A 23,480-nucleotide genomic window follows, 5' to 3' on the forward strand; every position below is an offset into this window, starting at 1 on the left:
TTGAAGATTTTTGGAGGTGGGATTGACCTAGCAAGCCCAACACTTACAGGGGTGACGCGATCGCTTAGCCCATCCCACAAATAATTAATCCTACTTACTGACTAGGTCTTGGGGTTGGGAGCAATGTATTTCATTAGCTTTTCCCCCTTACGGCTCTGTCAATCTTAATTAAAGGAGTAGGGAATTTGCGACTAAAAAGTTTCTAAAACCCGTCAAAATTTTATTGAATCAGCACTACTTAATACCTGATGCCAACAAAAATGTAAAGGAAGGTTAACAATTCAGGATTTTAGAAATGTCAGCATTTTTAAATAAAAATCCACTGCTAGAACGCCCATTCTATATATAGAAAGTAAAAACAGCGTGGAGCAGTGGAAGTGTCAATCTGCTGGAGACTAGACTTGTTAATGTTTTTGTCTTAAAACTTAGTAGCGCCGAGAAAAGCCACCGCTACTGGGTCTGCGATTACCACCGCCGCCGCCAGAGGGTCCTCTATCTTCACGAGGTTTGGCTTTGTTAACTTTCAAATCTCGACCCATCCACTCCGCTCCATCTAGAGCTTCAATGGCAGCCGTTTCTTCAGCTTCAGTTTCCATTTCTACAAAACCGAAACCCCGTGGGCGGCCTGTCTCGCGGTCAGTGGGTAGCTGAACCCGCTTAACAGTTCCGTATTCGGCAAAAACTTGGCTGAGGTCTTCTTGGGTGACGTCGTAGGATAGGTTGCCTACATAGATTGACATGGAAGTATCTCGCTTTCTGCAGATGGTGTAGAGACTTAGATTCGGAGAGACGCCTGTCAACGTAGACAACCAACTCACTTAGCCGAATTAAATTCTCAGTGATTAACTTAGCACAGGATCGGGCTTCAGGCATTCGCCATCAAGGAAAACAATATGAAATTTGTCAAGGGAATGATTTCGTAATTTAAAGAGTGACAATTTTCTGCGAAGCATTGCGGTTTATACACAAGGTAAAAACAACAGCTATACAGGGGTTCTAACCCCTACGGATGCGGGAAAAGTCATGGGTTTTGGAATCTTTACGAGACTGGATGCTTCTTAGCATATAGAGTGGGATAGCGATTATGGCAGATGTGGCTTTTAAGAACTTTGACAAAAAGTGGCTACTCGACTGGCACAAGTGACTCTCGCCAGCGCACACTTAAAGATGTACTCAAGAGGCTCCTGAACTCTTCTTATGTTTCCAGCTGAACCTCCGGCTTCTGGTAGTGGCTTTCGCGCTCTGATGAAGAATCGGCCTTTTCTCATTCTTTGGGTAGGGCAGATCGTGTCTCAGGTAGCAGACAAGGTCTTCTTCATTTTGTTGATTGCGTTGCTGGAAAACTATCAGACGTCGCTGATGGGGGCAAATTCTATGCGTTCCGCCATCATGGTAGCTTTCACACTACCTGCAATCTTCTTTGGCTCAGCTGCCGGTATTTTTGTAGATCGCTTTCCAAAGAAGCAAATTATGGTGGCTTCTGATTGGATTCGCGCTTTATTGATACTATTGCTTCCGATATTGCCAAAGCAGTTTTTAGTTCTCTTAGTAATTACGTTTTTGCTCTCGACAGTTACGCAATTTTTTGCCCCAGCAGAGCAGGCGGCGATTCCCCTATTGGTCAAGCGCGAAAATTTAATGACAGCAAACGCGCTGTTTACAACCACCATGATGGGGTCTCTGATTGTCGGTTTCTCTGTGGGCGAGCCGCTGTTGAGTCTAGCCGGAACTTGGGGGGGAACCTATGGTCAAGAATTCTTGGTGGCGCTTCTGTACCTGTTGGCTGCTGGTCTCAGCCAGTTAGTGAAAGTCGTAGAAGCTCCGATTCCGATTGAGTCGATCGCAGTTCATCCTTGGAATGATCTTAAAGAAGGCTTCCGTTATTTATGGAAAAAACGCCTGGTTCGGACTGCGATGGTACAACTGACGATTCTATATTCGGTGTTTGCGGCTTTAACTGTACTGGCAATTGAGCTGGCAAAGGAAATTGGTCTCAATGAGCCGGGTCAATTTAGCTTTTTATTATCCGCTGCTGGGGTGGGTATGGTTTTTGGTGCGGGGGTGTTGGGGCATTGGGGCGATCGCTTCCACCACAAGCCTTTGCCTCTATTGGGTTTTTTGAGTATGGGCTTTGTGTTGGGTGTGTTTACGTTGACGACAAATCTCTGGATGGGCTTAGGATTAAGTGCGCTGTTGGGGCTGGGTGCCTCGCTCATTGGCGTACCCATGCAAACTCTGATTCAAGCCTCAACCCCAGAAAATATGCGCGGCAAAGTCTTTGGGTTTCAGAATAATGCTGTCAATATTGCACTGAGTGCGCCGCTAGCGATCGCTGGCCCACTTACGGATCAATTTGGTTTGCGAGGCGTTCTTTTGGGAATGAGCATTATTGTGAATATCGTTGGGGTCTGGGCGTGGCTCAGTACCCGTAATGTTTTGGAAGATGTCATCTAGCTTGAAAGGAGGACTGAGGAGTAACATCTTGTAGCCAGTCCTTCCTAGAAATGCCTTTGCCTTTTGCTGGGTAAGGGGACGCGCTCAGCGTTACAACCCGATTGAAGGCGCGTTCATTAAGTCAGCCGCCCTTAGCCAGTATCCTTGGCGCACCTCCTTCTTGGTGGCGTGAACCGAAATAATAAACCTTAAAGTCACAGAAAATAAACACTCGCGAGTTTTTGGGGGGTTAATCCCTCGACAGGAATTGATATCAGGATTAGACTTAAGAATTAAACCCCTATTTCTAATGCTGAATTAGATAGAAATCTTAAAAAAGAACGTAGCTATAGTGAGAGGTTTCATGGTGCGATCGCAAAGCGTCTCGGAAAAAGAATCAATACGTCAAATGAGCAGCCGCAGAACAGGTGCCTTTGCCCTGATTGACAGTCTGAAGCGTCACGGTGTTGAACATATTTTTGGCTATCCGGGTGGTGCAATTCTGCCGATATACGATGAACTGTATCGGGCACAAACGGATGGCGGGATTCATCACATTTTGGCAAGACACGAGCAAGGCGCGGCTCACGCGGCGGATGGTTATGCTCGTGCCACCGGCAAGGTGGGGGTCTGTTTTGCCACGTCTGGCCCTGGGGCAACGAACCTAGTGACAGGCATTGCGACAGCCCACATGGACTCGATTCCAATGGTGGTAGTCACGGGGCAGGTGGCTCTTAACGCGATTGGCAGCGATGCGTTTCAGGAAACCGATATTTTCGGAATTACGCTGCCGATTGTGAAACACTCCTATGTTGTGCGCGATCCCGAAGACATGGCGCGGATTGTGGCAGAAGCGTTCCACATCGCCAGTACGGGACGTCCGGGACCCGTGTTGATTGATGTGCCCAAAGACGTGGCATTAGCGGAATTTGACTATGTGCCGGTAGAGCCGGATACGGTGAGATTGCCGGGATATCGTCCTACAGTGAAGGGCAATCCTCGTCAGATCAATGCAGCGTGTACCTTACTTCGGCAAGCACGGCAGCCGTTGCTGTATGTGGGGGGAGGCGCGATTACATCTGGTGCCCATGCAGAAATTCAGGAACTGGCGGAACTCTTCCAAATCCCCGTAACAACGACGTTGATGGGCATTGGTGCATTTGACGAGAACCATCCCCTCTCACTGGGAATGTTGGGGATGCACGGCACCGCCTACGCTAACTTTTCAGTCAGCGAGTGCGATTTGCTGATTGCGGTGGGAGCTAGATTTGATGACCGCGTGGCGGGTAAGTTGGATGAATTTGCTTCTCACGCCAAGGTCATTCATATTGACATCGACCCCGCAGAAGTCGGAAAAAATCGCGCTCCGGAAGTTCCCATTGTTGGCGATGTGCGGAACGTGTTGATTGACTTGCTGCGCCGATGTCACGAAACCAATGCGGCTTTGGAGCCAAATCAAACGAAAGCATGGCTAGAACGGATTAATCGCTGGCGGGAAGATTATCCCCTCGTGGTGCCCCAATATCCCGATAGTCTGGCACCGCAAGAGGTGATTTCAGAACTAGCGAATCAAGCTCCCCAAGCCTACTACACGACAGACGTAGGTCAGCACCAAATGTGGGCGGCGCAATTTCTCAAAAATGGGCCGCGTCGGTGGATTTCTAGTGCCGGTTTAGGCACGATGGGGTACGGGATGCCAGCGGCGATGGGTGCTAAGGTAGCGCTGCCAAACGAACAGGTGATTTGTATTAGCGGCGATGCCAGTTTCCAGATGAATTTACAGGAACTGGGGACGCTGGCACAATACGGCATAAATGTCAAGACCGTTATTATCAATAATGGCTGGCAGGGAATGGTGCGTCAGTGGCAGGAGGCGTTCTACGGAGAGCGTTACTCGTCCTCAAATATGGAAGTGGGGATGCCGGATTTTGTGATGCTCGCTAAGGCATTTGGGATTAAGGGAATGTCGATCCGCGATCGCTCGGAACTGAAAGATGCGATCGCCGAAATGTTGGCTCACAATGGCCCCGTTTTGCTGGAAGCCCGAGTTAAACGGGACGAAAACTGTTACCCAATGGTGGCTCCTGGCAAGAGTAACGCTCAAATGATTGGCTTGCCAGAACGCCGCAAGTTGGAAAAAGCCACAGAGCTAGTCTATTGCAGCGGTTGCGGTGCGAAAAACATTGCCAGCAACAACTTCTGTCCGGATTGCGGCACCAAAATCTAAGGGTAATCAGCGATCGGTGATGAGTTTTTGACCAATTGCTGATGGATTCTTAGCGTTTGGATTACCGATTTTTTCCTTTGGAATATTAAACAGAGACTGGCTATCAATCGCCAGTCTCTTTATTTTTAGGGTGAATCTGGAACAATTTAGATGCGATCGCCTTTACCCTTCAAAGGTGCGACAGCACAATCAAAAAATACTCCCAAATCACCGTCTTTAAGCCTTTAGTAATCAAAAGATTACTTCTCCTTTACCTTTGGGGGTTACAGTGGCAGTGGCTATCCATCGCCAAATTTTCATAGCTGGAAATAATTACAGCCATGCCTCCAACTTCCAAAGCAGTTCTAGCAATCGATCAATACGATCCCAATGAAGGGCGTCGTTTGCATTTTTATGCCAAGGGAGACCTAATTCCCCTCGTGCCACAGGGCATTTGGCAGATCGAGCGAGGTTTGGTGCAGCTGAGTACCCTTTGCCCGAATGGTGAAGAAGTGTTGCTGGGTTGGGCAGGAACTGCAACATTCTTTGGTCTTTGGATGACCTTGCTGCAAGCCTATCAGGCAACGGCGCTCTGTGATGTCTACTTAAGATGGTTTTCAGTCACAGAAATTGAAGCTTCCCCACGTCTATCTCAGATGATTTTGCCGCAAATGGGACGACGGATGCGGCAAGCAGAGGCACTTTTAGCCATTGTCGGACAGCGACGGGTCGAAGATCGCTTGCAGCGACTGTTGTTGCTGTTAAAAAAAGAAATCGGTCAACCTGTGGCGGGTGGAACTCGTCTGGGGGCGCGCCTCACCCATCAACATATCGCCAGCGCCATTGGTACCACCCGCGTGACAATCACGCGATTGCTCAGCAAGCTACAGCAGCAGGGATCGATTAGCCTGGATTGCGATCGCCACATTATCCTAAAAGATGAGAGCTTTGCCAGCATCTCTGATTGGTGAGTCGCATTTGTTAGGAGTAAGCTTCTGTCTCTCTCAGTAATTTCGGTTCCATCGGCAACGAATCAACAGCCCGCTGGGTTGATTGTCGTATTGCATGGCTTTGGAGGGAATGCCCAACAGTTGGCATCCTTAGCCCCATTTTTGAATTTACCGGAGTATCAGTTTTTGGTGCCCGATGCCCCTTTTACAAATCCCTATGTATCGGGGGGGCGAATGTGGTACGAATTTGGAAAGCCAGGAGGTTCGCAGTCTGCGGATTTAGTCAAAAGTCAGCAAATGCTAACTGAGTGGCTCAAATCTTTAGAAAGTTCTACCGGAGTCCCTCTTTCACGCACAATTTTGTGTGGATTTTCTCAAGGCGGAGCAATGACGCTGGATGTAGGATTGAATTTACCTTTAGCGGGTTTAGTCGTGTTGAGCGGCTATTTGCATCCTCTCTCTCCAAAACCTGATGCGACTTATCCACCTGTATTAATTTTGCATGGGAGACAAGATTCTGTGGTGCCGCTGAGTGCTGCCCAGAAGGCACGGGACGCTTTAACAGCACTAGGAATATCGGTACAATACCAGGAATTTGATATGGGGCATGAGGTTCAACCGGCAGCTTTAGAAGTGATGCGGAAGTTTGTCAAGGCAAATATCTGATCGGCGCTAGCCGCTAATAGCAGTCGTCAAAGTGAAATGGGTAGTGGGTGTCGAGTCTTCCCTTCCATTCCCCATTCCCACTCGGTGAAATCTCCGGTTTAAAGCTAGTAGACCCGCTAACTTGACGTTTTTTATATTAAGCGATCGCCAGTAATGGCGTTAAGATAAAATGGTTTGTTGCATCTGTATAATACATGGCACAGATGCAGATTGAGGGAGGCGCGGTCAATGACAACTGTTAGCATTTCCAACCGGGATATTTCTGCTGTAACGGCAACTGAAGTGGAACATCTGGCTGTACGGCTAGAGCAAGATAATTACACCAATCCTTTTGAAGGATTGGATGATTGGCATTTGCTCAGAGCGATCGCTTTTCAACGTCCAGATTTAGTTGAACCCTACCTCTACCTACTGGATTTTCAACCCTTCGATGAAGCTTAAATGCAAAGTGGCAGACGAGTTCTCATAGGGATAGGCGGCGGTATCGCCGCCTATAAAGTTTGTGAGGTAATTTCGGCGCTTGCGAAAACTGGGGTGGAAGTTCGGGCGATTCTCACGGATTCTGCTCAAGCATTTATTACGCCTCTAACCGTGGCAACGCTGTCCCGTCATCCTGCTTATACGGATGAAAATTTCTGGCAACCGACACGCGGACGCCCTTTGCATATTGAGTTGGGAGAATGGGCAGAGGTTTTTGCGATCGCTCCTCTAACCGCGAATACCTTAGGCAAGTTGGCTTATGGTTTCGCTGACAATCTGCTCACGAATACCGTCCTCGCTTCAACTTGTCCAGTGCTGTTAGCACCGGCAATGAATACGGATATGTGGGAACAGGTGGCAGTGCAACGCAATTGGCAACAGGTATTCGCAGATAAACGCTATCACGGTGTTGGTCCCGGTGCTGGACTGTTAGCTTGCGATCGCGTCGGTGCTGGACGTATGGCAGAACCTGCTGAAATTTTGCCGCAAATTACATCTCTATTGCACACTGGCGGGAAGCGAGATTTAGCCGGAAAACGAGTTTTAATTAGTGCTGGAGGAACGCGAGAGCATCTCGATCCGGTGCGCTTCATCGGCAATCCTTCGACTGGCAAAATGGGATTCGCATTGGCACAAGCTGCACTGCATCGCGGCGCATCTGTGACGCTGGTGCATGGGCCAATGGAGACGCCATTAATCGCCTCTCTACAAAAAGTGCAATTGATTAGTGTGATGAGCGCCCAGCAGATGCAGCAGGCGATGTTAGAGTGTTTTCCCGATGCCGATTTGATTGTGATGTCGGCGGCGGTGGCAGATGTGAAACCAGCCGAGTATAGTGCCCAGAAATTACCGAAGCGATCGCTTCCCGCTTCCTTACCTCTAGAATCTGTACCCGATATCGTGGCAGAATTGGCGAGTCTCAAACAGCCGCATCAAAAGTTAATTGGATTTGCCGCCCAGACTGGGGATATTGTTACGCCAGCCTTGGAGAAGTTGCAGAAGAAAAATTTGGATGCCATTGTTGCCAATCCCATCGATCAAGCCGATGCTGGTTTTGGCAGCGACAACAACCAAGCCGTATTTCTTGACAATCAAGGGCGCAAAGTAGAGATTGAACCCTGTAGTAAATTGCAGATGGCTCACGCTTTATTTGACTTTGTTCAAGGTGCTGGCTAAAAGGACAAGCGGTGCTTAGATCCCATCATTTTTCAGCGATTCTCATCGCTTCTCCATCTATTTTTGATTGGACAGAAGCCAATTTCTTAGATTCATTAAAAAGTGCGGCTCAAGATGCCCATCTAACTCCCGTTGGTCAGCTTTCTTTTACTTTTCAACCACAGGGAGTATCAGCAGTTCTCTTACTGGAAGAATCTCACGTCGCCTTGCATTTTTGGCCTGAAGAAGGGAAAGTTACCGTTGATATCCATGTGTGTGATTATCAGCAGGATAATTACGAAAAAGCAAAAACTCTTGCTGAATTACTTACTTTGGAGATTGGCGACAATTCCAATAATGAGCAGTGGAAATATTTCTGCGTTACTAGTTAATTTAAACAGCCCAAGCGATTAAAAATGAAGCCGCAATATAAGCAAAAGCTTCAATTAGTCCAGCACCCAAGTTCGGGATTTGTTGACGTGCAATTTCGTCTGATATTTTTACTCCTGGCACTAAAATTAAATCTGCTACCCAGCGAATTACAATCAGTGAGGCTAAGCAAAATAGGAGTGTTAAACCATATTGAGTAAAACTAATTACCCAATTTTGAAACTCGGCGGCAAATGCTACGCGCACGATATTACCTGTGGCAATAAGTAAGCCCGCTAACGCCACACCAGCAGCAGGATTATTGCGCCTTTCAATCTCTCCAAATACATTGTATTTAGTGACACGAGGATAGAGAACGCTCACCAAAACGAGTACGCCTAAGCCAACGATCCAGCAGACAAACCCTACCAGCCAAGTGCCACTTTCCCCGCCGAGTGCGGCGCTGAGAATGAGTCCATTAGCGATGTGATTGCCAAATTCTACAGCAGCAGCGCCTGTGTTCCGTTCTTCAAGAATTTCGCGCTTACAATCAAAGCAACGCAAAATTAAGCGATCGCCTACCCAAGCGCCAGCCAACATGAATAAAATGACTGTTGCGCCATAGCTTACCAAATTGAGTAATTTGTCCTGCCAATTGCCTGAAGGTTGTCCTAAAACACCACCCAGCGCAATGACGATACCGAGGTAATATCCGACAAGAGCGATCGCTACGGCTGGATTATCTTTAACAAATAGTTCCAAGTTTAATTCCATGCGACGAAATAGTTTTTGGTAAGCGAGTTGTCCCAGCCAGAACAACCCAAAGCCTACGACTAGCTCTAGAAGAATAAATCCTAATTGACTAACTTGTTCCACTACTTAACTCCTTCTCAATATTTCTTTATTATTCAATTAATTTTATATTTTTAAGTGTTTTAATAAGCCAATCATTGTATCTGCTAGTTGGTCATAAAAAAAGTAATCATGAGCACCAATAGTTTTTACTGGTACGCCACCAAACTGACTTTTAAAACGGGAAAATTTTGCATAGCTATGATTAGGATCGTGAGTAAAACCATAGAAATCATAGAAAGTGCAACCGCGTGATTTTGCCCGTTGCATTGCAGCCCAGTGTAAACTGTAAGTTGCCATGAATTCCGGATGTTCAAAACTACGTCCGCCGTAGAGATAAGTTGCGCGATCGCCCCAATAAACAACTAAGATAGCTGCTAATATTTTTCCTTGCCAGATTGCGAAACCTAGCTCTGCCATATTTGCCTTAAATAAGGTTTGGCAAAGATTAATGAAAAATTTGTAGGGTTCACCAAAAAACTGCTGGCGTTTTACCGTTTCCCAAAAAATATCGTAAAACACAGGAATTGCCTGTGAGTCTGTTCTAAATTCAGTTTCTACACCATGACGCCAACTCAAACGCAAATTATATCGTCCTTTTGGCTTCATAGTTGCTAACATTTCAGTTTCTGTTAATTGTAAATCAATTAACAGAGTTTCCGAGGGCAATAAATCAGCAGGGGCACGCATAAACCCGGAAAGGCAATCTAGTTTTTGCTGCCATAAAGGTTCAATTCGTAGGGCAACCGCTCCTATTTTTTTAGCTAAAGATGCCGCTTCTTTCACTAATATCTGCATTCCTTCTTTTTCCAATTTTTCAGGTAGCAGAGGGGCACCGGGAGCAACTAATAAATTGGCTTTATTAGGATGGGGATAAAAATAAAAAATGCATCCTCCCAATAATTCTTGCTTGTAAAATAAACCATAACGGAAGGTTTTGTATCCTTCCAATTCTTTGAAATCTGCCCAAGCCCAAGACTGCATAAAGCATCCTGCGGGAGCAGTTTGCACAAGCAAGTCCCAATGATGGCGTTCTTCTGAATTTAGTAGTCTAAGGGTTAAAGATAATTCTTCTAATTGAATTTTGTGCCCATTATTTACATCTAAAATGTCAGTCATTATTCGAGCGATTTGTTAATAAGTTTATCAACCAAATACCACCAGCCGCCGTCAAAACAAATCCTATAGTTCTATTAAACCAACTCCAGTCTCCTTCGCTATAATAAGTATTTCCTCCCGAATAGCCGCTAGAGCCAGGAGAATGGCTACTTCCTGAATAGTATCCCTTGGCAAACACAGCATCTGGAGATGCTAAATTGGCCATTAATAAAGTTACTGAGAGCATCATAATAAATTCTGCTGCTCGTGGTGATAGCGTTAAAATTTGCTGTCCAGTGCGGATTTTATCAGACAATTGTTTTAGTTCAGCGGCAATCTGAGGCGGCAGTTCTTGAGCACGTTCTAAAATACTTCCCAATAAACGTGATAAGTCGATTTCTGATAGTAATTTTTGAAGGTGGGCTAACCATTCTGCTGTCATCTTTGGGTTGTGATAAGGATGTTGTACCGGCAATAGTTTGCTAGTATCTATCTCATTACCCTGAACTTCTTCTAACCACCTTTGGGCGGTTGATTCTAGCTGAAGGAGATCCCGCAACCCTATCAGTCCAGTTCCAGCTTCTTCAATGTCTAAAAAATTAATGGTTTTTTCATCAATTGCTTCGATAATTTGAGGCGATTGAATATGAGGATTGAGTAAGTAGTAAAATAGCTGCGGGCAATCCAGAGTGTGAATATTGACGCTGTGGCGGCTATGCGCGATCGCATTCTCAAACTCAAACACTTTTAGCAGATTTTTAAGCGCGATCGCCTGTAAATTTTCAGGTAGGGTAATTCCTTCTATTTCAGAACGCTGAATTGTAACTGGAGACGCTAAGAAGAACCCCCAATTGCCGTAATCATGCCGCTGAAAGGATGGAATTGCTAGTTGTAAAGGCTTTGCCATCAATCCAGCAGCTAACAAGGTTTGATATAAACACCAAAAACCTGTTGTCCGATTTTCTGGAGAAACACCATTCGTGCTAATAATCCCACCTGGATAAAGAACCCGGCTAATCGTTTTAAACCATTCTTGGCTGTATATCGCCGTATCTTCTGTACAACTAGGATAAGTGAAATCGCAAATAATAACGTGATAAGATTTTTCCTTGAGTGTCGATAAAAACTCAAAAGCTTCTTGCGTGTAAATTGTTAAGCGATCGCTTTCTAAGCTTCCCTCGTTAAAATCCTTAAATACCCTTTTCCCTAGTTCTAAAACTTCTGGGTTGTAATCCACTAAATCAACGTGACTAACTTCAGGAAATCGCAACACATCCCGTGCAGCTAATCCATCTCCGCCGCCACAAATCAAGACTTGCAACTCTGTGTGAGGAAATCGTTTGACTGCCAGCGCTACCGATGGAATCACTAAATACTCGTGATAAATGGCTTCATCAGCGGTATCAAACTGCAAATCACCATTGATATAAAAAGCCAATCCGTTGTTATGTTGTTCAATAAATAAAGATGTAGGCATTTTTTTACTATCCGAATACCATCAACAATATTCCGCAAGCCATCATGAAACTGGCTACTAATGCTTGGAAAATCACGCTTTCCAAAAAACTCTTCTTCGCTCCTCGTTCAATGTGAGAAAAATCTTCTGGTTTTACTATTTTGGTAGAGTAAATATGTCGTTTGCCATCAGGCCAAGCTTCAATTGCTAAATTCCATTGATGATCCTTGTCCCAATAATCCCACGTAATTCGAGATGTCTCCTCTTCATCTCCTTCATAATTACCCTTGGTTGATGATTCAAAGTAATAGCGTTTACCCAAGGCTTGTAATTCTGGGTAAGGCATTTTTCCTCCTTGCATATCGTGCCAAAAACGAATAGCCAAATTATTCAGTGATTCTGGTTCAAATATCTTAGGGTCTGAAATTTCTTCGGCAAGATACCAATTGACTAAGGATTCAGGATTTTGCGGATCAATTTCTCGTAGCAAGTAGTATTCTTTTCCTGCCTGAGATTTTAGCAACCACTCCGTTGTTTCATATCCATAGGAATCGTCATAAGTGCTGTATTCTTTAATCTGCCACTGAACGCCATAATATTTTATGCGATCGCCTGGACGTAAATTTTCAAGTTGAGTTTTCGTAGTAATGGGATACATAAAATTTTGCTCTGCTAAAATTTTGTTTGAATGTAGAAAAAATCTTAAGTTTAAGTTTATTTTATTAAAATAATATCCGGCATTTTTGCTGGTTAATAGAGCGACTTAGCGTAGGCAGCATTTATTATATTCACACAGCCCTTAACTTCATAAAATAATCAATAAGACTTCATAAAAATATTAATTTTTTATAATCATCTACTCAAGGCGATAGAAGAGGTTCAATAACCCGACCCACCAACCAACTTCACAAAAAACATATCCGCTAGGAAGATGACCTGCGGGAGCGCGATCGCAATCAAAGATAAATTCTTCATAAGGAACCCAAGCGCCATCAATCCGCCATCCGACGCGATCGCCTAAAATACACAAAATCTCATAATTTGCGCTTCTCGTCCCTCCGATCCTTTCCCAGATATATTTTTGGACGCTAAAACCAAAGCGTCCTTTGCTGTGTTTTATCCAAAGTTGGTTAATGATCCGAAGGTCTGACATTGGAAAATTTTTGATATCTTCCACTCTCAGCCAACCTTCTGTTTCTCGACCAGAAATTTTCAGCATAACCGTCGTGGTTTCTTCATCCGCTTCTTGCCACTTTCCTAACGCTAAAAAAGTCTGTAGTTGCCGGTAATCTATCTTTGACGCTGAACTTTGCCGATTTGTTAAAAAATTCCGATTTGTAGCGATTGAACTAGCATTATAAGTTTTTGAAACCGGGATATTGCTAGATAGTGGCTGCTTAAAACTGTAAGTAGAAATCTTATTAAGATTAAGCAATTCTAGCCACTCCTGCACCGACTGAGGGCGTTCCTCCGCTTGAAATTCCATCCCTTTAAGAATCGCCTGATTGGCTAAATTACTAATACTGGAATTGAGGCGTTGCGGTGAATTTAACCGAATCCCCGCAGCTCTCGCAGGCGCAGGTAGCGGGACTTCTCCAGTCAGCAAATAGTAGAGCGTCGCCGCGAGTGCATAAACATCCGTATACTCGCCCCGTCTTGCTTGCTGAGCATACTGTTCAATTGGAGCAAAGCCTGGAGTAAAGGTTTGCGTATGAGTCTGCGTTATATCGGGGATAAATTCCCTAGCAATGCCAAAATCAATCAGTACCGCCTGGAATTTTTCGGCACGCACCATGATATTAGATGGCTTCACATCCCGATGCAAAAAGCCCCTGTCGTGGATGAAAGTTAGTGCGTCACCAATCTGGCGGATGTAGTGTAATGCTTCGGTTTCCGACAAAACACCCAGATTAAGTACGCGCTGCTCTAAGTTTTCTCCCTCAACATACTCCATCGCCATGCAAGGTAACTGTCCTTCAGAGAAGGCATTGTCAATCTGCACAATATTAGGGTGTCGGCACACAGCGAGTCGCAGCGCTTCTTTCTGGAAATCTCGATTAAATTTGTCTCGGTACGCTGTAAATTCGCGTTTAGTCAGTACCCGTTCATTCAGCGTCTTGATGACGACAAAATTCCCTTTTTTGTCCCTAGCTAGAAAAGTGATGCCATAGCCTCCTTCTCCTAGCACCCTTTCAACGATGTATCTTCCACCATGCAACATCTGCCCAGCGGCCCAAACCATTCCTCACACTTTCCCTGACACTTAGGCTAATTTTGCCATACCCTTGGTGCCAGTTTTGTTAAGTATTTGACCTATTCCAGAAGGCTCCATAACGGAAGGGAACAAAGGTGAGATAAGAGCGATCGCTCTTATTTTTGAGTGATATATTCAGCGTGGAAACGCCTAGATGAAGACAATTGTTATGACTGAGGAACTCATGGATTTACGAAATAGCATCATTGAGGGACGCGACAAAGAAACTTTGACGATTTTAGGTGGGCTGGATTGGATGAAGAAAAGGTGGATAGAACTCAGATAATTCTGACAGCTCAACAATTACTTGCTTTGACATATGCTCATTCAGCAAGTATTTTACCTGACATCATTGATGAGTATTTAACTCAGTTACCGGGCGGGCAAGATTGGTTTGAAGACAGGCGCGAATAGAGAATGCGATCGCTTGCCCTTCTTTTGATTGCATTTATTCTCAGCAAGATAGGTGATCTCAAAGCCACCTTTACCCAAATGCCTCTCAATAATATATCGCCCGCCCTGCAACTTCTGCCCAGGATGCCAAACCATTGCTAAAGCCGCCTCGACACTAGGGTTAATTTTGGCATAAGGGTAGCCGTTCGCTTACACTGACTTCTGGCACCTGCGCTACACCCCATTTTCAGTAGGGGTCGCTTCTAGCGTAGGTTTGTATCGCCAGTCAAAATGAGGAGAGCCAAGTCAGGGATGAAAAAAATATTGTTGTCCGGTTTGTTGTTGCTACCGCTAGCAGCGTGTTCGCCCAGCCCATCCGGGACTTCCGTGACGAACGGTGGAACTGAGGCAAAGCCTCTGGCAATCGGTGCCATTCCCGATCAAGATCCGCAAAAGTTACAGCGTCAGTATGACAAGCTAGCTGCCTATCTGGAAAAGGAACTGGGTGTGCCGGTGGAGTATAAGCCGGTTACTGACTATACGGCGGCGGTTACTGTCTTTAAAGTAGGGGATTTGGATTTGGTTTGGTTTGGGGGATTGACAGGGGTGCAGGCACGGTTGCAGGTGCCCGGTGCGGAAGCGATCGCGCAACGCGACGTAGACGCCCAATTTCACAGTCTCTTCATCGCCAACAAAAAGGCTGGGCTGAAGCCATTTAAAGATATTTCTGGTTTACAACAACTAAAAAAACATAGCTTCACTTTTGGCAGCGAATCTTCAACATCCGGGCGTTTAATGCCTCAATATTTCTTGCAACAAGCTGGACTTAAGCTTGAAGATTTGAAAGGTCAAGCTGGTTTTTCTGGCGATCACGATAAGACGATTAAATTGGTGGAAGCAGGCACCTACGATGTCGGTGCTGTGAATGAAAGCGTCTGGAAAAAGCGAGTCGATGCCAAAGAAGTAGACTTGAACAAAGTAGAAGTCCTTTGGGAGACACCCGCTTACTACGACTATCACTGGGTCATTCATCCCGATGTCAAAGAGTACTACGGTGAAGATTTTGTTGAAAAAGTGCAAAACGCCTTTTTAAAACTAGACCCCAAGGTACCAGAGCAAAAAGAAATTCTTGACCTTTTACAAGCAACTAAATTTATTCCTACCCAAAACTCCAATTATGCTCAAATTGAGGAAATTGGTCGGGGAATTGGCAAAATAAAGTGATGTAAATGACAGAAGCTAACTTTAAAATTGCAGAAAACTCCGCTAGTGAAACTCTAGTGGAGTTTATCTGGGAATTCTACAAATTTGAACACCTAAAATTTGATAAATCCCTTGTTTGCAAGGGGTTAGCAAAGATTTTGCAGGATGATTCTCTAGGACGAGTGTGGCCGATCTAGCATGGCAACAAAGCGATTGGCTACATCGTCCTGACCTTTGGCTACAGTTTGGAATTTCGAGGACGTGATGCATTTATTGATGAACTTTACATCCGAGAGAGTTATCGGGGGCAAGGGGTAGGCATGAGCGTAATTCAGTTTATAGAAAGTGTTTGCCCTTCTCCAGAAATTCAAGCACTTTATTTAGAAGTCGAGCGGAAAAAGACAGCAGCACAAAATTTGTATCAGAAGGTTGGTTCTAAAGATCGCGATCGCTATCTCATGACTAAATGGATAGCAAACTAAGCAGAGAAAGGAACTCATCTGCGCCCGTATTTGAACTGAAAAACGTTTCTAAGCAATTTGGACGTTTTGAATCTCTCGCTGATATTAACTTGCAGATTTGGGCAGGCGATCGCGTGGCGCTGGTTGGTTCTAGCGGCGCGGGAAAAAGTACGCTGATTAATTTACTCAACGGTACGCTGCTACCCACTCAAGGAGAAGTCTGGGTACTGGGTCGAAACCTTGCTCATCTGCGTCCAAAGTCGCTGCGTCAAGTCCAGCGCCAGATTGGTACGATTTACCAACAATTTCACTTAGTTGATAATTTGCAGGTGATTCACAATGTCAATGCTGGACATCTAGGGCGCTGGTCGTTTTTCAAAGCAGTAGTTTCGCTGATTTATCCTTTAGAAGTCGAAACTGCTCATCAAGCTTTGGCACAGGTGGGGATTCCAGAAAAACTTTACGAACGTACTGATAGCCTTTCTGGCGGTCAACAGCAACGGGTAGCGATCGCTCGCGTCCTCGTGCAAAATCCCACCGCCATCCTTGCCGACGAACCCATTTCCAGCCTCGACCCCGAACGCAGCCGCGAGATTATGGACTTATTGCGCCAGTTGAGTATAGAAACCGGGAAAACTTTAGTCACCAGTGTCCACGCGATTGAATTTGCTCGGAGTCATTATCAGCGAATTATTGGTCTGCAACATGGGCGTATTTTGTTTGATATTCCCGCTGAAGACCTCTCGGATGCCATGATTGAAACTCTCTATAAAACCACGGGGTAATCCTAAATATTTCTATTTAAATTCCTCTGCATTTTTTGCATCTGTAGCGGTTTGATATCTAAAGCGTGCCACAAACAAGCGATCGCAAACTAACAAACCTCCCTCAGCGCCCCTCCCCGCTTAACTGGCGTACTGCATGGGGATTGCTGTTTGTCGCGTCCCTCATTTGGTCGTTGCACGTAGCAGGCGTATTCCAAGGGAATTTAATCAACTCAGGCGGCTGGAACCTCGTCTGGCGCTTTCTCGTAGCTGCATTTTCACCCGATCTCAGCCCGGAATTTCTCCAACTCACTCTAGATTCCACTCTGAAAACCCTCGCTTATGCCGTGTGTGGCACTTTCTTCAGCGTGCTGATTGGGTTGGTGGGGGGTGTTTTTTCTTCCGAGATATGGTGGCAATCTGTTTCAAATTCAAAACTCAAAACTCAAAACTCAAAACTTAAACCTCAGCCTCCTTGGGTGGTGGTACGAGGAGTTTTGGCAATCCCCAGAGCAATTCACGAGTTAATTTGGGGATTATTTTTTGTCAATATTTTTGGACTCGATCCGCTAGTAGCCGTGTTAGCGATCGCAATTCCTTTTGGTGCGATTACTGCCAAAGTCTTCTCGGAAATTCTAGACGAAACCCCCCGCCAGCCACTCATGGCACTCCTCAATAGTGGCGTCCCCCCTCTGAATGCTTTTGCCTATAGCTTGATTCCCCAAGCTTTTCTAAATCTGCTGTCTTACGCTTTCTATCGGTTTGAGTGTTCGATTCGTTCCGCCGCCGTATTGGGGATTATCGGTGCAGGTGGGCTGGGGTATCAAATTCTCCTCAGCCTCCAATCTCTGCGCTATGAGCAGATGTGGACGTTTTTGATTGCCCTGATTGTATTAAATGGTGCTACGGATTTTTGGAGTGCTTTGCTACGCCACCGTTTGGGTGCGCCGAGTCGCCTGGATTTGAATGTCCTAAATCTCCAAGGGCGCAAACAGCGATTTTATCAAAAAGATCCCGTCGTGCAGGTGTCCTTTCTCGGCGGCATTGTTTTAGTTATCTTCTCCTTCTGGTACGTCCAAGCTGATTTCTCAAAGCTTTGGGCACCACGAACCGCACAGCTATTGGCAGGAGTGTTTCAGGATGTCTTCCCACCAGATGGAAGTCAGCTGAGTCAACTATTTACCCTTTCGGCGCAAACCCTTGCCATGTCCATCCTGGCAATGGCTGGGGCTGGATTAGGCGGCATTTTATTATCTTTCCCAGCCGCGAATAATTTCCTGTTGCCAGGAGGGATTTTAGATACTGGCAGAAGATCCAGCAAACCCCCCTCATCAAAGGGGACAGCGACTCTAATACCCGCCTTTTTAAGGGGGGCTAGGGGGGATCTACGAGCAACTGCTGTACTGATTTTTACCCGCTTCCTACTACTGTTTGCCCGTGCCGTCCCCGAACCTATTTGGGCGTTAATCTTTCTATTTGTATTGTTTCCAGGTATCTTACCGGGAGCGATCGCCCTCGGTTTGCACAACTTAGGTATCCTAGGGCGTCTGATGGCGGAAGTAACGGAAAATCTAGATGAACGTCCTTTGCGATCGCTTAAAGCATTGGGCGCGAGTGGTTCCCAAGTCTTCCTCTACGGCGTCTTACCCCGCACTTTGCCCCGCTTTATCGCTTATATCCTCTACCGTTGGGAAGTCTGCATCCGCGCCACCGTCATCGTCGGATTAGTGGGTGCGGGTGGATTAGGTCGCTTGCTCGCGGAACAACTGAGTAGCTTTGACTACAAAGGTCTCCTGACAACTCTAATTGTGTTTCTCGCCCTCACTTTTATCGTAGATATGATTAGTGCCTCAGTACGACGGACATTAAGGTGATGCTGAGGAAAACTCAACCTTTACACCGTCAGACTGATGTAGACACCCGGTAAAAGTTCAACACTGATAATGTAACAAACAAAACATTTCCCAGTTTCACCATCAATTCAGATTGATGGGAGAAATCGTTTTGTTGCGGAATTTTACATCATTTTTGAATGTATTTACAGCGCTTATCTAATTTTAACGAATCTCTAGAGCTAAAAATAGAAATAGCAGCCTGATATCCCTTCTGAAAACATTACCCGTCTGGTAAATAACCAAAGCAAATAGGCAAAAAGTTTTCATGAGAATTTCAAAATTCACAATTTACCAGACGTTGTCAAGTCCATTTCATGAAGATTAAATGTGCTGCTGTGAAAGCTTTTTAATAAGGAGATACCATGAGCCAATCAAGCAATCTACCAAACAATAGTTCGACAACTACCGATGCGTCTACAGGAGAAGAACATAAGACTCAACAAGCGGCTGCAAAAGCAACAGCCAAAGTTGCTTTTGAAATGGCACCCGAAAAAATTGTCGTTGACTCTCCACCCCCAAAACCCAATTATCCCCACTATCGGGTTCATCCTGGAGAGCAGTTTGTCTTAGCATCTGTCGATCCGAATGCTTCGGAAGACTATAAAAATAAGAAAGATATTGAGCAGGAACTGCAACATCAGCGCCAGCGCCTTCAAAATTTACAAGAACGTCTATATGCTGAACATCAGCGCAGCCTACTCATTGTCCTGCAAGCGATGGATACAGGAGGCAAAGATGGCACCATTAAACACGTATTTGGTGGTGTAAATCCGCAAGGTTGCCAGGTTTGGTCATTCAAAAAACCTAGTGAAGAAGAAGCAGGTCATGATTTTCTCTGGCGTTATCACCAGCGGACGCCGTTACGAGGGATGATTACTATCTTCAATCGCTCGCATTACGAAGACGTATTAATCGTCCGGGTGAAACAACTGGTACCAGAGAATGTATGGCGGGAGCGCTATCACATTATTAATGAGTTTGAGCATATGCTCACGCTTAATAACATTGCGGTAATCAAGTTTTTTCTGCACATTTCTAAAGACGAGCAAAAACGACGGTTACAAAGTCGTTTAGAAGATCCAGATAAGCATTGGAAATTTTCTAGCAACGACTTGAAGGAGCGTCTGTTTTGGGATGAATACCAGAAGGCATTTGAGGATGCAATTATTAATTGCTCGACTGAGTATGCCCCTTGGTATGTGGTGCCTGCTAACAATAAGTGGTACCGCAATTTAGTTATTGCTCGTACAATTGCTGACACCCTTGAAGCAATGAATCCACAATATCCAAAACCAGAAATGGGCTTAGAAAGTATTTTGATTTCTGATTAACTTTCTTCTATCACTCTGCTATTATTTTACTAGAGTGATAGAAGTGCGCGAACAATATTTTGAAACGAACGCAATAAACGAAACAAGCGAAATAGCTCTGGTTTTGGCTTGGTGTAGCGGTGTTCTCTTGGCTTTAGGCTTCTAGCATCCGGTTGCTACTAATTACTCGTGTTGGGTGGAGCTGATGATTTTTTAAAGAAAGATGCGAATAAAAGCGCGATCGCTCCCTCTCAAACACATCTATCTTGAGGGAATCAATGCGATAAATCGCTCAGGCTAAGTTTGACCTAAAAGGAGTACACGTTAGCGAAGCAAGGCGTTAGCGCGATCGCTTGCTGGCACGCCACCTGGCTCAATTGCATCAATCTTAGCCTTAACCAGAGCGATCGCTTCCTGTAAATCTGCTTGTCGCTTCAGTAAAATCTCGGTTTTCCCAATGACTGGATTAATGGCATAAAGATTCCAGTTATTGTCAGAATCTTCATAGGGTTTAACGTGCCACTCTTGATAGATAAAGTCGTCGCATTCGACGCAAACTAGCTGTTGCATCATCCGGTCAAAGCGAACGCTGTCCTCGTTGTTAGGAACCCAATGGCTTTCGTGATTACTCAAAGCAATTAGAGATTCGACAAATGCTACAGCTTCCTCGTATTGCACAAAAGCCTTTAAGCTGCGATATGGATTGCCTTGCGGGTTCCAAATCTCCAGATGATGCCCGTAGCGTCCCGGTACGATTTGGTAAATCCATCCGTCAAGCATTTGTGCAGTGTAGTCTTGTTTGCTGCTCATGAATACACCTTCTATCAGAACCCAAAAATATCAGGTCTTCTCGTTGGTTAGCGATTCCTAGCCTTGTCGCTTTATCCTGATTTAGCTGTGTTGGGATACCATCTACTCTAGCGACCCTCGGAGAGAGTTTCACCCCCACTGTTGGCAGTAGCCGCGAAGAACCAGAAAACAAAATCAAGTTTTGGCGTGCATCTCCCTGATTGCAGGCGGGAGAGGAAAGCGATAGATAGGGCTGAATCTGGTATATTTCCCGTTTGCCGGACGCGATCGCATTTGTTATACTCGCACCGTTTATTCGGAAACCCGAGTAATTAGCCGTATTAAATTAACAGGAAATTCTAGAAATTCACCGATGTCTGAAGAACCAAAATCACAGGGATGGTTTCATACCGTTCCGGGCATTATGACCGCAACTGCTGCCATTCTCACCGCTGTAACCGGCTTGGTTGTAGCGCTAAAGCCAGCGGAAGTTCCAAAACCATCACCAGCCGCATCCACTGCGCCATCGATAGAGGCACCAAGCCAACAGGTATCGACTCCTGAAAATACTGGCACTACACAATTTGATGGCACAGGAAAAGGCAAGAACAAAGATAAGGGTAAAAATAAGTAGTCTTTGTAAACGACTAATGCCGCTACAGATTGCACTCATGATGCAGGAGAGACACGATGAATCGCGTCTCTTTTTTTAAAGTCCGGTGCAACTAAATTAAGATGACAAATCGCTAATTTTTGAATCTAGTTAATCATTAGCAATTTGCCATTCCTCTAATTTAGCGATCGCGCAGTTCCGTCTCCAACTTGTCTAAATCCTCTCTCAAGAAAATGACCATTTGACCGTTATACGCCTTCCCTTCCTTGGTTTGGGCAATTTCCATCCAGTAGCCAAATCGATCTCCTAAGCGCAGTTCACCCTGTTGTGCCGCCAAAAGCGGAAGCCGCTGCCGACGAGCTAAGTCTACAGTTTGTGGTGTGGGATATTCGTAGACAATTCGGGAACGGTCGTAGTCTTGATAAATATCTGGGCCATAGATTACCCGCAGCGATTCTTTTAGACGTTGTGGCGTTACGCCATTAACCATGTCAAAAAAAGAAAAGCGTTCGCTGCGAATCGTGCCTCGATCTTTAAGAAAAGTGACTCTACCGGGAGGAAGGACAGTTGCGAGAAAAGTAAATCGCTGGGCGGCTGTATTGGTCTTTTGCACTAATAGACCATCGCCTGTAGAAGGTCGAAGAGTGGGATTAGAATTAATCCAGGCAATCACTTCTTCTGTTTTCTGTCCGGGTAGGGCGTCAGCACTTTTAGTGGCTCCTAATGCTAGTAAAATTCCCAGTGACAGAACTGACCAAAATTTAACGCTTTTCATTTAGACCTTAAACCTGCAAACACACTTCACCAATCAGCACCCTGTTCTTAGCTATCCCTATTCTTAAGATGCCATGCTGGGGTCGATAGCAACCTTAATTACCTTACGATTCTTCATATCTTGGAACACTTGCTCTAAATGCTTTAAAGGCTGATGTTCGCTGATGAGCAATTCCAAGGGGATGGCGCGACTCGCCAATAGAGATAAGGCATCTCGTACATATTTTGGGGTGTTGTGAAAAACGCCTTTTAGAGTGAGTTCGCTGTAGTGGAGTTGTTCGGTATTGACGGTAATGGTGGTATCGCGCGGACATCCCCCGAATAGATTCACGGTAGCACCCGGACGGGCACACGCGATCGCACTCTCCCAAACTGCGGGTACACCCGTCGCTTCTATCACCACATCTGCGCCCCAGCCGTCGGTTCGCTCTTTTACCGCACTCGGTATATCTGTCAGATGATGATAATTAAACGTTTCTACAGCGCCTAGCTTTTTCCCAATTTCCAGCCGTTGGTCATTTCCCCCAAAGAGCAACACCGACGCCGATTGATGCGCCAGTACCGCCACAAACATTAGCCCAATTGCCCCATCTCCCAGCACCACAACGCGATCGCCCGACTTTACATTAGAACGTGCTACCCCATGCAGCACGCAGGCTAACGGTTCAGTCATCGATGCCAAGGCATCGGGCAAGTCATCTGGGATGGGCAACAGGTTGTGTTGCACAATCGGGGCGGGAATTTTTAAATACTGTGCGAACGTGCCGTTATTCCACGTCAACTTAGGGCAAAGAGAATATTCTTGGCGTTGACAAAAGAAACAATTCATGCATGGAGCAGAATTATTAGCAACGACGCGATCGCCCACTTGCCAACCTTGGACTCCGCTTCCTACCGCCACAATCCGCCCCGCTGCCTCATGACCAAACAAGGTGGGAGGCTTCAGCATCTTTGCATGACCGCCGCGCCGCCAAACCTTTAGATCGGTGCCGCAAGTCGTTGCCGCAGCCACTTGAATCACCACCTCACCAGCAGAGGGTGTAGGGTCAGCGACCTGTTCTAGGCGTAGATCCGTTTGTCCGTAAAGTACCGCTGCCAGCATGATACACTGCCCCTAACCGAGTCCAAGCTGATTTTATCAGGGCAGATGAATTTTGACGCCTGACATGACGGCGAATTGGTTTCCAGGTTCAGCTTGGGAACAGTAGCACCAGGCTGAAAACGGACTTTTCAGTTTTTCTTTATCTAAGAGCTAATTTATAAAGGAAATCTTAAGCAGCTAGTCGTCTGACCATCAGACGAATCAAAGAACCATAAATCATTGCTTCGCTGATCTCTGAATACAGCTCATAATCCTTA

The 23,480-nt window shown here is 45.5% G+C and carries 23 protein-coding genes and 1 pseudogene; 14 read left to right on the plus strand and 10 right to left on the minus strand.

The features are described from left to right. Positions 1-425: 425 nt before the first annotated feature. A complete protein-coding gene (locus H6F52_RS11565; RefSeq protein ID WP_190412631.1) occupies positions 426-740 on the minus strand; it encodes an RNA-binding protein in 315 nt (104 codons plus the stop codon). A gap of 457 nt (positions 741-1,197) precedes the next feature. On the opposite strand from H6F52_RS11565, the gene H6F52_RS11570 reads away from it, so the two are divergent. The 7 genes from H6F52_RS11570 to H6F52_RS25745 all read left to right on the plus strand — a co-directional run bounded on the left by H6F52_RS11570 (position 1,198) and on the right by H6F52_RS25745 (position 8,282). Beyond that, positions 1,198-2,454 carry an MFS transporter gene (locus H6F52_RS11570; RefSeq protein ID WP_190412632.1) on the plus strand — a complete coding sequence of 419 codons (1,257 nt, stop codon included), beginning with the start codon at positions 1,198-1,200 and terminating at the stop codon, positions 2,452-2,454. A gap of 343 nt (positions 2,455-2,797) precedes the next feature. Continuing rightward, positions 2,798-4,660: a biosynthetic-type acetolactate synthase large subunit gene (ilvB, locus tag H6F52_RS11575; RefSeq protein WP_190534740.1), complete on the plus strand. Its 1,863-nt coding sequence runs from the start codon at positions 2,798-2,800 to the stop codon at positions 4,658-4,660. A 320-nt stretch (positions 4,661-4,980) separates the two neighbouring features. Continuing rightward, positions 4,981-5,610, plus strand: coding sequence for a Crp/Fnr family transcriptional regulator (locus tag H6F52_RS11580; protein WP_190534743.1), 630 nt, complete (start codon positions 4,981-4,983; stop codon positions 5,608-5,610). Positions 5,611-5,634: 24 nt separating this feature from the next. After that, positions 5,635-6,255: a dienelactone hydrolase family protein gene (locus tag H6F52_RS11585; RefSeq protein WP_190528533.1), complete on the plus strand. Its 621-nt coding sequence runs from the start codon at positions 5,635-5,637 to the stop codon at positions 6,253-6,255. 228 nt (positions 6,256-6,483) lie between these two features. Then, the gene (locus tag H6F52_RS11590; protein ID WP_190412635.1) at positions 6,484-6,696 is read left to right on the plus strand and encodes a DUF2555 domain-containing protein; all 213 of its coding nucleotides are present in this window, start codon (positions 6,484-6,486) and stop codon (positions 6,694-6,696) included. Continuing rightward, complete coding sequence (gene coaBC / locus H6F52_RS11595; protein ID WP_190534745.1) at positions 6,697-7,911, plus strand: bifunctional phosphopantothenoylcysteine decarboxylase/phosphopantothenate--cysteine ligase CoaBC; 1,215 nt, start codon at positions 6,697-6,699, stop codon at positions 7,909-7,911. It begins immediately after the preceding gene. Between the two features lie 11 nt (positions 7,912-7,922). Further along, positions 7,923-8,282, plus strand: coding sequence for an S-adenosylmethionine decarboxylase (locus H6F52_RS25745; RefSeq protein ID WP_190534748.1), 360 nt, complete (start codon positions 7,923-7,925; stop codon positions 8,280-8,282). A gap of 1 nt (position 8,283) precedes the next feature. Here the strand turns inward: H6F52_RS25745 and H6F52_RS11605 are convergent, their stop codons facing one another. The 5 genes from H6F52_RS11605 to H6F52_RS11625 all read right to left on the minus strand — a co-directional run bounded on the left by H6F52_RS11605 (position 8,284) and on the right by H6F52_RS11625 (position 13,907). Then, positions 8,284-9,135 carry a DUF350 domain-containing protein gene (locus H6F52_RS11605; protein WP_190534750.1) on the minus strand — a complete coding sequence of 284 codons (852 nt, stop codon included), beginning with the start codon at positions 9,133-9,135 and terminating at the stop codon, positions 8,284-8,286. Between the two features lie 42 nt (positions 9,136-9,177). Next, positions 9,178-10,230: a peptidoglycan bridge formation glycyltransferase FemA/FemB family protein gene (locus H6F52_RS11610; RefSeq protein ID WP_190534752.1), complete on the minus strand. Its 1,053-nt coding sequence runs from the start codon at positions 10,228-10,230 to the stop codon at positions 9,178-9,180. Further along, positions 10,223-11,686, minus strand: a complete 1,464-nt coding sequence (locus H6F52_RS11615; protein ID WP_190534754.1) for a spermine synthase — start codon at positions 11,684-11,686, stop codon at positions 10,223-10,225. Before H6F52_RS11615 ends, H6F52_RS11610 begins: the two co-directional genes overlap by 8 nt. Positions 11,687-11,693: 7 nt before the next feature. Continuing rightward, entirely contained in the window at positions 11,694-12,323 is a 630-nt protein-coding gene (locus tag H6F52_RS11620; RefSeq protein ID WP_190412641.1) for a DUF4178 domain-containing protein, read from the minus strand. Between the two features lie 198 nt (positions 12,324-12,521). Next, a complete protein-coding gene (locus H6F52_RS11625) occupies positions 12,522-13,907 on the minus strand; it encodes a serine/threonine-protein kinase (RefSeq protein ID WP_190528470.1) in 1,386 nt (461 codons plus the stop codon). A gap of 166 nt (positions 13,908-14,073) precedes the next feature. Here H6F52_RS11625 and H6F52_RS26115 point away from each other — a divergent pair, with 166 nt between their 5' ends. The 6 genes from H6F52_RS26115 to H6F52_RS11650 all read left to right on the plus strand — a co-directional run bounded on the left by H6F52_RS26115 (position 14,074) and on the right by H6F52_RS11650 (position 19,966). Next, on the plus strand, positions 14,074-14,205 hold the full coding sequence (locus tag H6F52_RS26115; protein ID WP_277878924.1) for a hypothetical protein: 132 nt from the start codon (positions 14,074-14,076) through the stop codon (positions 14,203-14,205). Between the two features lie 419 nt (positions 14,206-14,624). Next, positions 14,625-15,536, plus strand: a complete 912-nt coding sequence (locus H6F52_RS11630; RefSeq protein WP_190412643.1) for a putative selenate ABC transporter substrate-binding protein — start codon at positions 14,625-14,627, stop codon at positions 15,534-15,536. 191 nt (positions 15,537-15,727) lie between these two features. Continuing rightward, complete coding sequence (locus tag H6F52_RS25235; protein ID WP_339380679.1) at positions 15,728-15,997, plus strand: GNAT family N-acetyltransferase; 270 nt, start codon at positions 15,728-15,730, stop codon at positions 15,995-15,997. Next, positions 15,982-16,761, plus strand: a complete 780-nt coding sequence (locus H6F52_RS11640) for a phosphonate ABC transporter ATP-binding protein (RefSeq protein ID WP_190412644.1) — start codon at positions 15,982-15,984, stop codon at positions 16,759-16,761. Before H6F52_RS25235 ends, H6F52_RS11640 begins: the two co-directional genes overlap by 16 nt. 143 nt (positions 16,762-16,904) lie before the next feature. Beyond that, the gene (locus H6F52_RS11645; RefSeq protein WP_190534776.1) at positions 16,905-18,614 is read left to right on the plus strand and encodes an ABC transporter permease subunit; all 1,710 of its coding nucleotides are present in this window, start codon (positions 16,905-16,907) and stop codon (positions 18,612-18,614) included. Positions 18,615-18,997: 383 nt separating this feature from the next. Further along, positions 18,998-19,966: a polyphosphate kinase 2 family protein gene (locus H6F52_RS11650; RefSeq protein WP_190528478.1), complete on the plus strand. Its 969-nt coding sequence runs from the start codon at positions 18,998-19,000 to the stop codon at positions 19,964-19,966. A gap of 303 nt (positions 19,967-20,269) precedes the next feature. On the opposite strand, the gene H6F52_RS11655 is transcribed toward H6F52_RS11650, so the two are convergent. Then, complete coding sequence (locus H6F52_RS11655; RefSeq protein WP_190534757.1) at positions 20,270-20,755, minus strand: hypothetical protein; 486 nt, start codon at positions 20,753-20,755, stop codon at positions 20,270-20,272. Positions 20,756-21,107: 352 nt separating this feature from the next. On the opposite strand from H6F52_RS11655, the gene H6F52_RS11660 reads away from it, so the two are divergent. Beyond that, positions 21,108-21,368 (plus strand): hypothetical protein, encoded by a 261-nt coding sequence (locus tag H6F52_RS11660; RefSeq protein WP_190534760.1) that lies wholly within the window; start codon positions 21,108-21,110, stop codon positions 21,366-21,368. Between the two features lie 160 nt (positions 21,369-21,528). On the opposite strand, the gene H6F52_RS11665 is transcribed toward H6F52_RS11660, so the two are convergent. From H6F52_RS11665 to H6F52_RS26430, 3 genes and pseudogenes are all read right to left on the minus strand, one after another. After that, positions 21,529-22,122 carry a hypothetical protein gene (locus tag H6F52_RS11665; RefSeq protein ID WP_190412648.1) on the minus strand — a complete coding sequence of 198 codons (594 nt, stop codon included), beginning with the start codon at positions 22,120-22,122 and terminating at the stop codon, positions 21,529-21,531. Between the two features lie 63 nt (positions 22,123-22,185). Then, positions 22,186-23,223 (minus strand): alcohol dehydrogenase catalytic domain-containing protein, encoded by a 1,038-nt coding sequence (locus H6F52_RS11670; protein WP_190534764.1) that lies wholly within the window; start codon positions 23,221-23,223, stop codon positions 22,186-22,188. A 169-nt stretch (positions 23,224-23,392) separates the two neighbouring features. Next, a pseudogene (locus H6F52_RS26430) lies at positions 23,393-23,480 on the minus strand (IS5/IS1182 family transposase); the annotation flags it as partial.

This window comes from Coleofasciculus sp. FACHB-542, from assembly GCF_014695825.1.
Lineage (GTDB): Bacteria > Cyanobacteriota > Cyanobacteriia > Cyanobacteriales > FACHB-T130 > FACHB-T130.